The 15,606-nt window shown below is 72.2% G+C and carries 15 protein-coding genes and 1 pseudogene; 9 read left to right on the forward strand and 7 right to left on the reverse strand.

Going from position 1 to position 15,606, the window contains the following annotated elements; all coding sequences use genetic code 11:
* Position 1 precedes the first annotated feature (1 nt).
* On the reverse strand, positions 2-754 hold the full coding sequence (locus B073_RS0106455) for an ABC transporter ATP-binding protein (protein WP_018537270.1): 753 nt from the start codon (positions 752-754) through the stop codon (positions 2-4).
* 377 nt (positions 755-1,131) lie between these two features.
* Between B073_RS0106455 and B073_RS0106460 the strand changes: the two genes are divergently transcribed.
* From B073_RS0106460 to B073_RS0106495, 8 genes are all read left to right on the forward strand, one after another.
* Positions 1,132-1,995, forward strand: coding sequence for an isocitrate lyase/PEP mutase family protein (locus B073_RS0106460; protein WP_018537271.1), 864 nt, complete (start codon positions 1,132-1,134; stop codon positions 1,993-1,995).
* A gap of 228 nt (positions 1,996-2,223) precedes the next feature.
* Complete coding sequence (locus B073_RS0106465) at positions 2,224-3,303, forward strand: bile acid:sodium symporter family protein (RefSeq protein WP_018537272.1); 1,080 nt, start codon at positions 2,224-2,226, stop codon at positions 3,301-3,303.
* 66 nt (positions 3,304-3,369) lie between these two features.
* Positions 3,370-3,726 (forward strand): darcynin family protein, encoded by a 357-nt coding sequence (locus B073_RS0106470; protein WP_018537273.1) that lies wholly within the window; start codon positions 3,370-3,372, stop codon positions 3,724-3,726.
* A gap of 121 nt (positions 3,727-3,847) precedes the next feature.
* Complete coding sequence (locus tag B073_RS0106475; protein WP_018537274.1) at positions 3,848-4,771, forward strand: SAM-dependent methyltransferase; 924 nt, start codon at positions 3,848-3,850, stop codon at positions 4,769-4,771.
* Positions 4,772-5,052: 281 nt separating this feature from the next.
* Entirely contained in the window at positions 5,053-6,015 is a 963-nt protein-coding gene (locus B073_RS46250; RefSeq protein WP_051093933.1) for a hypothetical protein, read from the forward strand.
* Positions 6,012-7,193, forward strand: a complete 1,182-nt coding sequence (locus B073_RS0106485; protein WP_018537275.1) for a hypothetical protein — start codon at positions 6,012-6,014, stop codon at positions 7,191-7,193. The genes B073_RS46250 and B073_RS0106485 overlap by 4 nt, the downstream gene beginning before the upstream one ends.
* 35 nt (positions 7,194-7,228) lie before the next feature.
* Positions 7,229-7,609 (forward strand): effector-associated constant component EACC1, encoded by a 381-nt coding sequence (locus B073_RS39280; RefSeq protein WP_018537276.1) that lies wholly within the window; start codon positions 7,229-7,231, stop codon positions 7,607-7,609.
* Positions 7,599-8,732, forward strand: a complete 1,134-nt coding sequence (locus B073_RS0106495; RefSeq protein WP_026247121.1) for a caspase, EACC1-associated type — start codon at positions 7,599-7,601, stop codon at positions 8,730-8,732. The genes B073_RS39280 and B073_RS0106495 overlap by 11 nt, the downstream gene beginning before the upstream one ends.
* A gap of 38 nt (positions 8,733-8,770) precedes the next feature.
* On the opposite strand, the gene B073_RS0106500 is transcribed toward B073_RS0106495, so the two are convergent.
* The 5 genes from B073_RS0106500 to B073_RS0106520 all read right to left on the reverse strand — a co-directional run bounded on the left by B073_RS0106500 (position 8,771) and on the right by B073_RS0106520 (position 12,785).
* Positions 8,771-9,415, reverse strand: a complete 645-nt coding sequence (locus B073_RS0106500; RefSeq protein WP_018537277.1) for a hypothetical protein — start codon at positions 9,413-9,415, stop codon at positions 8,771-8,773.
* Between the two features lie 19 nt (positions 9,416-9,434).
* Positions 9,435-9,830: a hypothetical protein gene (locus B073_RS0106505; protein WP_018537278.1), complete on the reverse strand. Its 396-nt coding sequence runs from the start codon at positions 9,828-9,830 to the stop codon at positions 9,435-9,437.
* 267 nt (positions 9,831-10,097) lie between these two features.
* Positions 10,098-10,856 carry a PE-PPE domain-containing protein gene (locus B073_RS0106510; protein WP_018537279.1) on the reverse strand — a complete coding sequence of 253 codons (759 nt, stop codon included), beginning with the start codon at positions 10,854-10,856 and terminating at the stop codon, positions 10,098-10,100.
* Positions 10,857-10,998: 142 nt separating this feature from the next.
* A complete protein-coding gene (locus B073_RS0106515; protein WP_037811071.1) occupies positions 10,999-11,727 on the reverse strand; it encodes a DUF6585 family protein in 729 nt (242 codons plus the stop codon).
* Positions 11,724-12,785, reverse strand: a complete 1,062-nt coding sequence (locus tag B073_RS0106520) for a BTAD domain-containing putative transcriptional regulator (RefSeq protein WP_018537281.1) — start codon at positions 12,783-12,785, stop codon at positions 11,724-11,726. Before B073_RS0106520 ends, B073_RS0106515 begins: the two co-directional genes overlap by 4 nt.
* Positions 12,786-12,944: 159 nt before the next feature.
* Here B073_RS0106520 and B073_RS0106525 point away from each other — a divergent pair, with 159 nt between their 5' ends.
* Positions 12,945-15,377, forward strand: coding sequence for an NACHT domain-containing protein (locus tag B073_RS0106525; protein ID WP_018537282.1), 2,433 nt, complete (start codon positions 12,945-12,947; stop codon positions 15,375-15,377).
* On the opposite strand, the pseudogene B073_RS49235 reads toward B073_RS0106525, so the two are convergent.
* Positions 15,269-15,589: pseudogene (locus B073_RS49235) on the reverse strand (carboxymuconolactone decarboxylase family protein); the annotation flags it as partial. The gene B073_RS0106525 and the pseudogene B073_RS49235 overlap by 109 nt on opposite strands.
* Positions 15,590-15,606 lie beyond the last annotated feature (17 nt).

Consider the following 15,606-nt stretch of genomic DNA (forward strand, 5'->3'; position numbering starts at 1 on the left):
CTCACCCGCCCAGCCGGCTAAGACGGTCGCCGACCTGGGCGGCGGTGGGCCGGTCCAGCTCGTCCACCACCAGGCCGTCGGCGAGCAGCAACACCCGGTCCGCGTAACCGGCGGCCACCGGGTCGTGGGTCACCATCACACAGGTCTGCCGGTCCCGGTCCACCCCTGCGCGCAGCAGCGCGAGGATCTCGTGGCCGGTGGCCCGGTCGAGCGCGCCGGTCGGCTCGTCGGCGAACAGCACCTCAGGACGGGAGACCAGCGCCCGGGCGATCGCGACCCGCTGCTGCTGCCCACCGGACAACTGCCCGGGCCGGTGCCGCTCACGCCCGGCCAGTCCGACCTGGGCGAGCGCCTCCCGCACCCGCTCTCGGTCCGGCCGCTTTCCGGCCAACCGGCCCGGCAACTCGACGTTCTGCGCGACCGTCATCGCCGGCATCAGGTTGAACGCCTGGAAGACGAATCCCACCCGGCTGCGCCGCAGTTCGGCCAGGCGCCGTTCGGGCAGCCGGGACACCTCGGTGCCGCCCCACCAGACCGAGCCCCGAGTGGGCCGGTCCATCCCCGCCAGGCAGTGCAGCAAGGTGGTCTTGCCGGAGCCGGACGGCCCCATCACGGCCGTGAACGTCCCGGACGCCAGGGCCACCGACACCCCGCGCAACGCCCGCACGGCGGCGGTTCCGCGCCCGTACTCCCGGTGCAGGTCCGCCGTCCGGGCGGCGGTTCCCAGCCCGATATCCCTCGTCATCTCAGCCATGCCTTCATCCTCGGCGGGCGGGGCGCGGAGATCGATCGGGCCGCCCCCCGAATCCGGGGTTCGGAAAACCGCCCCGGTGGTGGGCGTGAGAGGGACTGGGGGCGGCTCGGACCGGACGGCTCAAAAGCGACGCTCACCAGCGCTCATTACCAACTCATGGTTGTGCCATGACCAATCCTTTTCCTAACCTGCTGGTGCGGAGGGCGCAGAAGTCGCCCGCCGCACGGGCCAGTTCAGGCATGACAAAGCCGGGGGCACGCTGCTCTGGCGTGCCCCCGGCTGATGCGGCCCGTGACGCATCGCACCGACCACCGGCTTTGGCAGGCAACGGGTCGGCCGCGACGCGCAGTCCACGCGACCACGCATCGGAGGGTACCGTGAACCACCCCAACCGATTAAGAGCCGCGATCCAGGCGGCCGGCACCACCCCGCTGATCGGCGTCTTCGACATGTTCTCCGCGTCCCTGGCGGCGCGTCACTACGACGGGATGTTCATCTCGGGCTTCGGCTTCGCGGCGTCCCACTACGGTCTGCCGGACATCGGCTTCATCGCCTGGCCCGACATCGTCGCCTTCGTCCAGCGCCTCCGACTGGCCTTCCCCCGGCAGCATCTGCTGGTCGACATCGACGACGGCTACGTCGATCCGGAGACCGCCTGCCACGTCATCCAGCAGCTGGAGGCCGGCGGCGCCTCCGGGGTGATCCTGGAGGACCAGCAGCGGCCCCGGCGCTGCGGCCACGTCGACGGCAAGCGGGTACTGCCGCTGGACGAGTACCTCGCCAAGCTCGACCTGGTCCTGAGCTCCCGGCGGGACCTGGTCGTCGTCGCCCGCACCGACGCCACCGAGGAAGAGGAGATCCTGCGCCGCGCCAAGGCACTGGCCGCCACCGACGCCGATGTCATCCTCGTGGACGGCGTCCGCAGCGTCGACTGGATCCACAAGGTGCGCCGCGTCATCGGTGACAAACCGCTGCTGTTCAACCAGATCGCGGGCGGCAAGTCGCCCCGGCTGTCACTGACCGAGCTGGAGCAGCTCGGTGTCGACGTTGCGATCTACAGCACGCCCTGCCTCTTCGCCGCCCAGACCGCCATCGACCAGGCACTGGCCCAGCTGAAGCAGGCCGACGGACGCCTGCCCGAGCACGTTCCGGGCGCCGTCGGCGTCAGCGAGTGCCTGGCACTGCTGGAGCAGAACATCAGCCGCCACCACGACCGGACCCCGGCCGAGGCCACGCACTGACCCCCACCCAGCGCACCGCCACCAGCCCAGGCACCCCGACGCGTACGGCCTGAGTCCCAGGCATCCGCTACGCGTACGGCCTGTCCGGGGGCAGGGGGCCGCGCCGGCACATCCGGCAGATCTCGCACCACGACTTGCCGGCCGGCGCGGTCCCTTGTCCCACCCCCGATATCCTCCCCACCCGCCACAACCTCCCCGCCGCACACCGCTGCCCTCCCGGAGGAAACCGTGCCGCACCGTTCCCCCGGAACCACCCGCCCGGCCCTGTCCGGCCTGCTGCACCGCGTCGACTGGTACATCGTCGCGCTCTTCTGCGTCATCGGCCTGGCCGCACTCGCGCCGGCCGACGGAGCCGCCGCCGAGGGCGTCTCGCTCACCGCCCGCCTGGCGGTCGGCCTGCTCTTCTTCCTCTACGGCGCCCGGCTCTCGCCCCGAGCGGCCCTGGACGGCGTACGGCACTGGCGGCTGCACCTCCCCGTCCTCGCCCTCACCTTCCTGGTCTTCCCGGCAGCCGGACTGGCGGCCGGGCTGCTGCCCGAGTCGGTCCTCAGCGCCGAACTGGCCGCCGGGGTCATCTACTTGACGGTGCTGCCCTCCACCGTCCAGTCCGCCATCGCCTTCACCTCGATGGCCCGCGGCAACGTGGCCGCCGCCATCTGCTCGGCGTCGTTCTCCACCGTCCTCGGCGTGGTGCTCACCCCACTGCTCGCCGTCAGCCTCATCCAGCACACCGGAACCGGCCCCGCCGCCGGCCCAGGCAGTCTCCCCATCACCCCGACCCAACTCACCGACATCGCCGGCCAACTCCTCGTGCCCTTCCTCGCCGGCCAGGCACTGCGCCGCTGGATCGCCGACTGGCTGAGCCGGCACCGGGCACTGACCACCCTCTGCGACCGCGGCTCGATCCTGCTCGTGGTCTACTCGGCCTTCAGCCACGGCATGACCGCAGGCATCTGGCACCGCGTCCCACCGTCGCGACTGCTCCTGCTGACCGCGGTCTGCCTGGCACTGCTCGGCCTGGCCCTGCTCCTGGCCAACGGCACCGCACGCCTGATCCGCCTGCCCCGCGCCGACCGGGTCACCGCCGTCTTCTGCGGTTCCAACAAGAGCCTGGCCAGCGGACTGCCCATGGCCACCGTCCTGTTCGCACCGGACCGGATCGGCATCATGGTCCTGCCGCTGATGCTCTACCACACCCTCCAGCTGGTGCTCTGTGCCTACCTCGCCCGCCGCTGGCCGCCCCCCTCGCCCGCCCCCACCCCACCGGAAACGGCCACCACGGCGTCGGCGACAGCGTCGGTGAACTAGGACGGCTGGTGCCCGTATGCGCAGTGGCGTGACTGGCACCGGGGTTGTGGGTCGATAATGACGCGCATGAGCAACGCACCTTCGCAGCCGCAGTTCACGATATTCGTCCACCTCACGGCGCTGCCCTCGTGGTTGGCGCTGGGCCGCGCCGAGCGCCGGCAGATCATCGCCGAACATGTGCAGCCGTTGTTGGACAAGCACGCCGCCGTCCAGGTCCGCTGGTTCGACGCCGAAGCCTGGGCCGCGTCCCCGTCCGATGTCCTGGTCGCCACGACGAACGACCTGACCGCGTGGTCCGACCTGTTCGAGGGCCTGCGCGACAGCCCCCTGTGGAGCGTGCCCTACTTCCAGGTGGAGTTGGTCCTGCCGACGGTCGAGGACGGCTTCGAGGACTACGAGCGCCGGACAGGTCAGCGTGACTGAGTAGAACGTCTGCCGCGGCAGGAAACGATGGCCGGCTTCCGTAGCGGCCATCTGGCGGATAGTCACCGATGCCAACGGCTCCGGGCGAATCGACCTTCGGTCGGTGGGGAATCCACCCGCCATGGCAGACAACGCGAGGGCTGACTACACCAGAGCTGACGACATCACGGCTGACGAGATCGGGGCCGACGCCACCACGGTTGGCACCGGCGCGCCGGAGAAGCGCGAAGAGACCACCCGTCGCTACTACGAGACCGGCGACGTCGACGGCTTCTACGACGCCGTCTGGGGCGGCGAGGACATCCACATCGGCATCTACGCCCATACGCAGGAGCCGGTCGCGGACGCCTCGCAACGCACCGTGCGGTACGCCGCGGACCAGGTTGCGGACCTGCTCGGCCCGCACGCCACCGTGCTCGACCTCGGCTCGGGGTACGGCGGTTCGGCCCGCGCGCTCGCCGAGCGGTTCGGCTGTCGCGTCGTCGCCCTCGACGTCAGCGAGCAGCACAACCACCGGCACCGCGCGGCCAACGCCCGGCGCGGCCTGGACGGCCTGATCGAGGTCGTCACCGGCTCCCTCGCCGACCTCCCCTACGAGGCGGGGCGCTTCGACGTCGTCTGGTCCCTGGAAGTGCTCAGCCACGTCGAGGACAAGAAGGGAGCGCTGGCCGAGGCCGTACGGGTAATGAAACCGGGCGGCGGACTGGTCTTCTCGGACATCATGGCGGACGAACAGGCGCCCCCGGAGGTCCTGTGGCCCGCGCTGTCCCGGCTCGTCACCCAGCACCTGGCGACACCGTTCGACTACCTGGAGAGCCTGGCGCAACTCGGCCTGAAGGCCCGCTTCGAGGACCGCACCGGTGACGTCGCCACCCACTACGCGCGCCTCGACGAGGAGGTGCACCGCCGCGCGGCCGAGCTGCGCACCGTCATCAGCCCGGCCTATGTCGACGACCTGCTGGCCAACCTCCCCCTGTGGGCCGACATCACCCGCCGCGGCCTGCTGCGCTGGGGCCTCTTCCATGCCCGCCGCACCATGGTCTGAACCGGCCTGCGGTCGGCGGCCGCTGCCTGGGGCGCGGTCACCTGGGCGGCGCGGGTTTCCTGGAGGTCCTCGATGTCCTGACGGCCGTTGCCCAGGACGCCGCCGAGGGCGGTGTATCGGCTGGCTCCGTACCGAGTCGATGGGGAGCACTTGTTGCGTCAACCGCCACTGATAGTTAGCAAAGTGACGGAACGTCGGGGGAGTGTTGTGCCAGAGTAAGAGGCGCGGGCCCGGCGCATGTCGCGGGTCCGCTTCGATTCGCGTTGCTCATCAGGGGAGACATGATCACTGGAAACGCGACGCCGCTCCCGGGGTGGCGCGGCGGCGACGGCAATGCCGCCTATCTGGACAAGACCCTGCGCTACCAGCCCGTCGAACTGGCCCTCAACGAGAGCGTTCCCGGCAAGACCATCTTCTACCTGTGGTTGCGGGCGGCCGTCGCAGGGCTCCTGGCGGGCGTGATCCCCACCTGGATCGGGTTTCTCTCGTGGGTGTCCGACCTGGGGTCGTCCAGTCACTCGTCCTCGCTGTACGGCGACGAGTCCAGCAGTGACGGCACGGCCGGGGCCGGCTGGTTCGTCTTCGCCTACCTTGTCTCGTTCGTGGTGTTCCTGATCGTCCTGCTCATGACCCGGCTGCCCGAACCCGTCGGCGAATGGCGGGTGTTGCTGCCCGATCGCCCCGACCGCGCGGAGACGGTGTACGCGACGATCCTCCGGACGCTCGGCAGCCGCGGCTACCCCCTCGCTCCCCAGCCGTTCGGCCCCCGCATCACGCTCAACAACCACCCGTACACCGCCTATGTCTCGGTGTTCAACTACGGCAGCAGCCTCTACCTCGGCTGGATGATGTGGCGTTCGCGCCGCGGTACGGAACTGATGGCCCAGTTCCTCGGCGATTTCTTCCGTGCCCTCAAGGGCGACAACAGTATCGAGCGGCAGATGCTGCGCAGCGAGGGTGCCCGCGCCATGCGCGAGGCCGTCCACCTTGCCTGCCGTGAGGGGCTGATGGTCGCGGTCGAGGCACACACGGTGCCGACGGCCGGTGGTCCCGCCCCGGCCGCGCCGTCCCCGGGCGTCGCCCCGCCGCCGCCCGCGGCTCCGCCTGCCGTCCCGCCCGTACCCGCCGTGCCGCCGCAGCCGCACGAGCACCAGGGGCAGGCCCCGGCCCCGGCCCTGGCCCCGGAACAACAGTCGCAGGAACAGCGGTCCCGGCACGGTGGCGAGGCCGGTCCCGAGGGATGAGTGTCCTGGCCCACGCCGGGCCCGCCGGAGCCTGGGCCTGGGCCGGGCTCCGGCTCGCACCGGAACCGGCGATCTACGAGAACGGCGCCCACGTCGGGCTGCCCGAGGCCCAGCGCCGCCGCGAGGCGGCCGACCTCGAACAGGTCTGGCTGTCGCGGCACTGGCAGCCCGACGGCCGCGCCTTTGAACTGCGCTACACCACCGCACCCGGCTCCGCCGTGGCCTGCACCCTGCTGTGCCGGATGCCTGGCCCCGACGGCCGGACGGCGTCCGCCGCGGCGCTCGCCCTGCGGGACGCGCTGGGCGACTGCCCCCGGCACGTACGGGCCGAGCCGATCGAGGACGTCGGGGAACTGCACGCCGCGCTGGTTCCGTTCGGCCAGGTACCGCCCCGTCTCGCCGAGGTCCGCAAACGGCTCTCCTGGGCGTGGCTGCAGCGGCCGGACATCGATTTCCGGCTGGGTGTGGCCGTCCTCCCGCTGGTCGGGGAGGCGGTGAGCTGGGAACCGGTGTGGGAGGCACTGGCCCGCGCCGGCGCCCCCACCGTGGTCGCGATCTGCCTGGAGCCCTACGCGCCGTCGCCGGAACTCCTCGCCTATCTCGGGTACTTGGCCCGCGAGTACGGCCGGCTCTGCCGGCCCGGCCGGCCCAACCCGGTGTTCACGCAGTACATTCCGCCCGACCCGTTCGCACTGCGCGCGGCGCCGCTGTACCAGGAGGCGCTGGCCGCCCTCTCGGGCCGCGCGTACCGTCTGCGGGTCTCGCTGGCCGGTGCGAGCGCCAGCGCCGGTGCCGGTGCCTGTACTGGTGACGCCGTTCTCCCGCTCGCCGAGCAGATCGCCGCCACCCTCGCACCGCCCACCGCGAGCCCGGGCGCCGCGGTGGCCCGGGCGGTGGCGCCACACGAGACGGCGGATGCCTGGACCAACCTCACCGGCCTGCACCGCACATGGCTGGACACCACCTACCGCCAGGAGGTGCCCCAGCCGCTCGGCGAACGGGAGAAGATCCTCGCCGATCTCGTCGACATGCCGCAGGCCGCGGCGGCCTTCCGCTTCCCGTACGAGATCCCCGGCCGCCCACCGCTGTTCGCCACCGCCCGGCGGAGCGCCGCGCCCCCGGCCACGGGCAGCGCCCCTGCCACCCCCGGCCCCGACCCCTACGCCCCCAACTTCTGAACACGCCCTGAATTCCCACCACTTGGAGAAACACTGTGCAGCCCCTCACGTTCACCTTCGACGCTCCGGCCGACGAGACCGACGACCTGGCCCGCTCCCTCGCCCGATGGCTCAATGACGACGAGGACCTTACTGGCGCGGCCCGGTTGCGGATGGTCCCGCCCGCCCCAGGCGAGCAGGGCGGGCTCGCGGACGCGGCCGAGGTGCTGAACGCCGCGGGGCCGGTGCTGTCCGCGCTGGTCGCCGCCGTCGGCGTATGGGTGGGCCAGCGGTTCCGCAACCGTGGCGTCAGCCTGAAGGTGACCCGGCCGGACGGCACCCACATCGAGCTGTCGGCGGCCGATCCGCGGGACGCCGCCGCGGTGGAGGAACAGCTGCGCCGCTTCCTGGAGCCGGGCCCCGGCGATGCCAACTGAACAGCACTCCCCGGCGCACGTCCCGCCCTGGCCGCCGATCGTCCCCGCGCCGGGACGATCGGCCGCCGTACTGATCGGCACCGCCACCCAGGTCGTGCCCAGCACCCTGCCCCAGCTCCCGCAGGCGGCGGCCGCTGTCCTGGCGCTCACCGCCGAACTCACCGGCCCGTACGGCCTCTTCGACCCCAGCACCGTGCATTGCAGGGTCGATCCGCCCACCCCCACCGAGGTGCTGCGGCTGCTGCCCGCACCCGGCGGGGACCGGCTCGACCTGCTGCTGTTCCACTTCTCCGGCCATGGTGTGCTGGGCCCGGGTGCCCGGTTGTGTCTGGCCCTGCCAGGCACGGTGGACGACGGGAGCAGCGCGGAGCACACCTCGCTGCCGGTCGCCACCGTCTTCCAGGCACTGGAGTCCGTCCCGGCTCGGCACAAGGTCGTGGTCCTGGACTGCTGCTTCGCCGGTCGTGCGCTGGACTCGCCCAAGGCGGCCGATGTCCACCTTCTGGCGGCTGCCGGCCGTACGAAGCGGGCGCGTACCCCGGAGGGTTACCCGCAGACCGGCTTCACCGCCACCCTGTTGAGGCTGTTGGCCGAGGGAGTGCCCGACGGCCCCGAACACCTCGACCTGACGACCCTCTACCGTCACCTTGAGGTCGCCCTCCCCGCGGCCGGCCTTCCCCGGCCCCTGCAACGGGCGTTCGGCGACAGCGGCGACGTCGCCCTCTTCCGGAACCGCGCCCATGGCACGGCGGTCACCCGCCGGGGCCTGCTTGCCCGCGCCCGCTTCGCCGCACGGCTCAAGGCAACGGCCGCCGCCGGTGGTCAGCGCCGACTGCGGCACGCGGCGGCCCTCTTCGGGGCGATCGCGTCCGATGCCGCCGCCCACCTCGGCCCGACGGACCCCGACACCCTGCGTTACCGCCACGCGCACGCCTCGGCGACCGGCGCGGCCGGCGAGCCGCGGCGGGCGTACGCCCTGCTGAGCGCGGCGGTCGCCGACTGGGAGCCGACGGTCCCGCCCGACGACCCGGGACTGGCGGCGGCCCGCGCGAGCCTGGATGTCTGGCGGGAGCGGGCCGGTGCCGCGCCCCCTGCCGCCGCGGCCGGCGAGACCGGGGCGTAGGACGTGGCCGGCCCGAAAGAGAGGTCGCGCCCGTCCCGCTACCCGAGCGCCGCTTCCACCCCGGCGGCGAAGTCCAGCACCCTGGCGGCGCCGAGGGACCAGGCGCGGGCGGTGGGACGGTGCAGGGTCTGGGCGAGCAGGACCGCACCGTGGGGGAGTGGTTCGATGGTCAGCCGTCGGGCCACCTGCCAGGTGTGGTGGCGGTCGGGCCCGGCCGTGGCGGGTGTCAGCGCACGGGCCGTTTCGAGCAGGTGGGTGTCGTTGTTCAGGCGGTTCGTGGGCGCGGGGTCTCCTTCGAAGCGGGCGGGGGTGGAGCCGCTGGTCGTACTCAGTGCGACGGGGGAGGCGACGGGGCGTATCGTCAGGGGCACCGCGTAGAGAAGGTGGCCCAGTCCGAGGCTGCGACGGATTCCCGAGCGTCCGCTCAGCACCGCGGCACGGAGTTCGAAGGTCCTGGGTGTCTGGGCGTCGACGTAGACGAAGCAGTGCGTCGGCGCCGGCATTCCGCTGAACCGTTCGCGCGGTGGGAGCAGGCTCCCGGCCGGCACGCCGTTGCTCTCGGCCGGCAGGGTCGCGGCCAACGGCGGCTCGGACAGCCCGAGTTCGGTTCCCAGGGCTGCGGAGATGTCGGCGGCGGCCTCCTCGGCAGTGGCTTTCCGGCCGGTCCAGGTCGCGGCGGGCATATGCGGTCTCCTCGCTTCGTCAGGACAGGCCGGCGGCTTCCTGGCGGACCTGGGCGGCCTGCTGCTCCTCGCCCACGGCGTCCAGGAGTTCGCTCAGGCAGTCCAGCGACGCCCGGCGTTCCGCGTGGAACCGCCCCGGCCGGGCCCGGATGAGCGCGCGCCAGGCATCGGCGGCCTCCCTGGCCGATACCAGTGCGTCCGCGTGCCGGCCCTGGGTGGCCAGCACATCACGGGCGGCGTCCGCCTGTTGGGCCTGGCGCAGCAGGCTCTGCGTGCGATCTTCGACCGGGGCCGGCGCCGCGGCCTCCTCGCGGGCGACCCGCCGCCTGCGGACGGTCACGCTGAGGTATCCCACCAGGGCGATCAGTGCTCCGGTGATGACGGCGGAGACCAGTTTGTGCAAGAGATCGTTCACAGCGACACCGTTCACTCACTGAGGACGCGTACCCGCGGACACGCGTAGGGGACTGGCAGGCGCGCGACCGGCGGTGCGACGCCTGTGCGGCTCACTGTGGTGGGAGGTACTGAAATGACGATGAAACCTCGATGAGGTGCGGGACCGGATGCCGATGAGGTGCGGGGCCGGAGGTTTCGAGACGGGCTACGGAGCGCCGCTGCGGGGCAGTCGGCGCAAGAGGAATCCCTTGCGCCGACTACCCCGCAGTGTGGGTGGTTTGCCGCCTTATCGGGCGTCGTACCAGGTGACGCCGTCACCGCCGTCGTGGCCGATGGTCTGCGTCATGACGTTGCCTTCCTGCCAGTACTTGGGGTGCTGCTGCAGGAAGCCGGGGACGGACTGGATCGAGGTCGCGTCGCACGCCAGGTCGGTGCGGATGCAGAAGCGCTGCACCGGGACGCCGTCGAACTTCGCCGGGCCGGCGCCCGTGGAAGTGAAGCCCAGGGCGCTCCAGCCCTTCGGAACCCGCGCCCAGACACCCGTGCCCGGCTGCATCGGATCGGCGTAGAGCATGCCGTTCACCTTCGAGCGGGGTATGTCCGTGCGGCCGGCGGCGATCGTCTGGAGCACCTGGTCGGCCACCTGCGCGCCCTGCGAGTAGCCGACGAGGGTGAACCGGCCGTTCGGGTCGCGGTGGTAGGTGTCCTCGGCGGCGGCCAGCAGGTTGCGGTACCCCTCGCGGACGCTGGCGTCGAAGCTCGGCGCGGTGACGTCCGGAGCATTGTGGCCGTTGAGCCAGGGACCGGCGCTCGCCGGATAGCAGACCGGCACCGGAATGCCGCCGTTGAGGTGCTTGTTGGCGTAGGCGTAGGTGGAGGTGCAGTCGGGCGCGGGCGCCGCCGAGCCCGTGCCGCCGACCTCCAGGTAGTAGTGGTGCACCGGAGCGGCGTGGGCGACGGTGGGTGTGGCGGCGGTGAGGGCCACGGTGGCCATTGCCGCCCCGGCCGCGCCGATCGCCTTCTTCCATCTGGTGCGCAGGGTCATCGCTCTGTTTCTCCTTGAGGTGGTTCCGTAACAACTGCCGGGTGAGGAAATGAGGTTAGCGACGGTCGTTGGAATGACAATGAAACGCATGCCTGGACGTCCCTGGGCGCCCCCGGGCGGCGCTGGCCGAAGGCGCGGCCGATCAGCCCCCGCCCTCAGCACGCAAGCACTCGACAACTGCCCAGAAAACAAACGGATTCGGCATTTTGGACAGTGCTGGTCCCAGTCTGTGCCGCTTTCCGCCAAGGCTGATCACGAGAGTCTCCTCCGGATCCCCCCGCTCGATCCGCTGCACCTGCGGCCAGGGCACGGACAGCTCTCCGGACCCGATCTGCTCCGAGGTCAACCAGATGTCCCCGAAAGTGAGGCGTTCGCCCCTGTCGAGCGCGGCCAGGGCCGCAGGGAGTTGGGCACGGGTGACGGCCTGTCGGATCTCGCGTTCCCATGCCTCCGCGTCCCCGTGCCCCGGTTTGCCCTCCAGCACGAACCGCTTCCGGTCGATGTCGGTGAGCGTGTAGGTGAGGGTGATGCCGAGGCGGGGCGCGTCGTGCGGCGGCCGGGTGCGGTGCGGGAACACCGAGGTGGTGTCGTAGCGGACGACATGGATCCGTCCCTTCACGGCGACGGTCATGCCGCGCTCGTACAGATCCAGTCGCGCGCCCGCGCCCGCCCTCGCCAGGCCGGGGCGGCGGTACCGCACGAGGGCCGTCAGGTACCGGATCGCCCGGAACGGGCTGTTCCGTCCGCGGAAGCGGTACGCGGCCGCCGTATAGGTGGCCAGCCGCCTGCCGAGGTGCGCACGGCCGGCCGCCGCGGAGATCCGGGCCAACAGCAGTTCCTCACCGCGGGTACGCGGCGTCGGTGGGGTCACGACGTGGTCCCGGCGAGGCCGGCGTCGGACCCGCGCACGATCATCTCGTGCGTCCGCCTCAGCAGCCGACTCGGCAGCACGCCCAGCTCGTCGGCCAGCCGGCGGCGGGTGCGGCCGAACACGGTCAGCGCCTCCGCCTGCCGTCCGCTGAGGTACAGCGCCCGCATCAGCATCGCGGCGATCGGTTCGTTCAACGGCTGCGCCGCGGCCAGGGCCCACAGCTCGCCGACCGCCTCGGCGTGCCGGCCCAGCCGCAGCTGCCAGTCCAGCTTCCGCTGTACGAGGGTGATCCGGCGCTCGGCGAGCCGCAGCCGTTCCAGTTCCGCGAACGGCCCCGGCAGCCCGGCCAGCAGCTCCCCGCGGAACAGGTCCAGCGCCTGGGTGCAGACGTGGACCGCCTCGGTCAGTTCACCGGCCCGCTCGGCCGCACCGGCGGCGGTGACCAGCTCTTCCATGCGCGCCGCGTCCACCTCGACCGCGCCGGGGGCGAGGCGGTAGCCGCACCGGTCGCGCTGGATCACCGACTCCGTGCCGTGCTCGACCTGGAGGACCTTCCGCAGCCGGTAGATGTACACCGGCACCACTTTTGTGAGCGGTGGTTCCATCCCCCACACCCCGTCGAGCAGTTCCTCCTGGCTGACCGTCCGGTCCGGGCACAGCGCCAGTGCCGCCAGCACGGCCTGCTGGCGCAGATGCCCCAGATCCACCGGCTGGCCGTCGCGCCATGCCCGCAGCGGCCCGAGGACGGAGATCCGCACCCGCGGCTCGCGTGCCCGGCGGGCGGCGGTCCGCTGCTTCGGGATGGCCGCCACGCGGGGGCCCCGGCCGGGCTCGACCAACCCGCAGTCGAACGCATGGACGATGGCGGCGGCCCGGTCGCGCAGTTCGAGTTTGGCGAGGATCCGGGCGAGGTGGGCGTCGACCGCGTTCTCGGCGAGGGCGAGCGCGGAGGCGATCTCGCCGTCCGTCAGGCCGTAGCCCACCGCCTGGAGCACCTCACGCTCCTCAAGGGTGAGCGTGGTGACGGTCGGTCGACCGAGGGTCGCGGTCGTCGGCATTGCGGGCTCTCCAGACGTGAGTCGGTCGGGCAGTTGCCGTCGACGCTGGTCCCCGGGCGGTGAAACGGACAGGCCAGCAGACCGGCCGTATCCGGCCGGTGGCCGCGCTAGAGTCCCTCACCTGGGGAAACACACATTGCCGGGGGAAGGCCGTGACTCGTGACCAGTGAGTTCAGCACGCTGTTGAAAAGACTGCGGCGTGAGGCGAACCTGACGCAGGAGGCGTTGGCGGAGCGCGCCGGAGTGGGCGTCCGCACCATCCGTGGGCTGGAGACCGGCGAGCGCGCCGACCCTCGCGTGACCACGGTGCGGCTCCTCGCCGACGCGCTCGGGCTGCGCCCCGAGGAACGCGAGCGGCTACTGGCGTCCGCCGTCCACCGAACCGCGGACGCCGGCCCTCCGGAAGAAGTCGACCCTCCGGTAGAAGCGGCGGCCTTCGCCGAGCCGGCCGCCCCCGCCGAACTGGCCGCCGCGGGCCCATCGGTTTCGCCGCTGCACGAGACCCTGGCCGATGTCGCCGAACAGGTCGCCCAGACGGTGGCCGCCCGCTGGCGCCGCGAGGAGGAGCAGCGGCAGGTCCACGACCCCTATCCACTGCCGGTGCGCTGGCGGCCGGTCGCCGAGGAACTGACCGATCACTGGGCCAACATCCGCCGGATGCCGCCCGGGAGCACCCATGACCCGCTGGACCTGAGCGGGCAACTGGACGCGATCGTGGACGTCTACCGGCGCATCCCGTCCGGGCGGCTGGTCGTGCTGGGCCGCTCGGGCTCCGGGAAGACGATCCTCACCGTGCGGTTCGTCCTGGACCACCTGAAGTCCAGGGGCCGGGCCGATGCCGTACCGGTGATCTTCAGCATCGGCTCATGGGACCCGACCGCCATCACGCTCCGGGACTGGCTGGCCATGCAGCTGACGCGGGATCATCCCGGCCTCGCCGCCCCGGGCCCCGGCGGGCCGAGCCTGGCCGCCGCCCTCGTCGAGACCGGCCGCATCCTCCCCGTACTCGACGGCTTCGACGAGATCGCCGACGGCCTGCGCCGCCCCGCACTGGAAGCCCTCAACGCCACCACGCTGCCGCTGCTGCTGACCAGCCGTCCGTCCGAGTACGCCGCCGCGGTCGCCGAGACCGACGTGCTCACCTCCGCCGCCGCGGTGGAACTGACCGACCTCACCCTCGACGACCTGGCCGACTACCTGCCGCGCACCACCCGCAAGGCCCGCGGCCGGAACCGCTCGGCCTCCGCCTGGGACCCCGTGCTGAACGAACTGCGCGAGCGCCCGGACAGCCGGGCCGGCGCCAACCTCGCCGCGGTGCTGACCACCCCGCTGATGGTCACCCTCGCCCGCGCCGTCTACAGCAACACCCCGGACCACGACCCGTCCTCGCTGCTGGACACCCGGCGCTTCGGCACCCCCGAGGAACTGGAGGACCACCTCCTCGACAACTTCACCACCACCGTCTACCGCCCACGGCCCGACCCCCAGCCCGGCAGCGGGCCGCTCCGCACCTGGGACCCGGAACGCGCCCGGTACTGGCTCGGCTACCTGGCCCACCACCTGAACCGGCTCGACACCCCCAACCTGGAATGGTGGCGCCTCGGCCACGGCATGCGCCGCACCACCCGCACCCTGGTGACGGCGTTGGTGATCTGCCTGGCCATCGCGCTCGTCGACGGCGTCGTCGGCACGCTCTTCGACTCCTTCACGTTCCAAATCGTGGACGGCCTGGTGGCCGGGCTCCTCTCCGGGCTGATGTTCGGGATCGCGTACTGGTTCATGGTCGCGGCCAGGAACGCGGCCGTGCAGCCGTCCGGCGTCCGCATGAAGATATTCGGCCGGGAGGCCAGAACCGGCCGGAGCCCCCTCCGCCGCCTGGCGATCGGGCTGCTCTGCGGCCTGGTGTTCGGCGCCGGCTACGGCTTCGTCCGCGGGGTGATCAACGGCGCCCTGCGCCACATCAGCCTCCCGGTCGTCCTGGCCGGCAGCCTCGGCGACGGCCTCATCTACGGCCTGATGTTCGCGCTGGCAGCCGGCCCCACCTTCGGTCTGCTGACGCTCTTCGAAACCCCCCTCGACATCCGGTCCGCCGTCAATCCCGTCAGCCTGCTGCGGACCAACGGCCGCACCGTCGCCACCCAGCTCCTCATCTGGGCCCCGACCTTCGGCCTCCTCGTCGGCTTCGGTTCCATGCTGGTGATGCGACCCCTGTCGGTGCTCCTGGGGCCGGTCGTCTGGAACCTCACCGCCGCACTCAAACTCGGCGTCATCAGCGGACTCGGCGGCGCCCTCGGCTACCTCTTCAGCCTGACGTCCTGGGGCCAGTGGACGGTCTTCTCCCGCATCTGGCTGCCACTGACCGGCCGCCTGCCCTGGTCCGTGGTCGCCTTCCTGGAGGACGCCTACCAACGAGGTGTCCTCCGCCAGGCCGGCGCCGTCTACCAGTTCCGCCACGCCCGCCTCCAACACCACCTCGCCGCGGCCTACCGCCCACAGCGGCCCGACCCCGCGGACCGGGCCCCGGCGACCCCCGGGCCCGCCGAGTCCCCCGACAAGCCCGGCGAACAGGCCGACCCTGGCGGAACGCGGTGAAATCCCGATGAAACCCCGACGCCGGACCGGGCACAACGACGTGCCGCGGCACCGGCGTCGGGGCGGTCAGCCCAGGTGGCGGCCAGGCCGACGTTGAGCGCCGCGTTGAGGTGCGCCTCCAGCTCGCTCTCGCAGCCCCCGAGCGCGGCGAGCACGCCCAGGGTCACCAACTGCCGCTCACGCGGGGGCAGCTCGCGCCGCGCGTACATCTCGCCGAACGCCCAGGCGA

Source organism: Streptomyces sp. MspMP-M5, assembly GCF_000373585.1.
GTDB lineage: Bacteria > Actinomycetota > Actinomycetes > Streptomycetales > Streptomycetaceae > Streptomyces.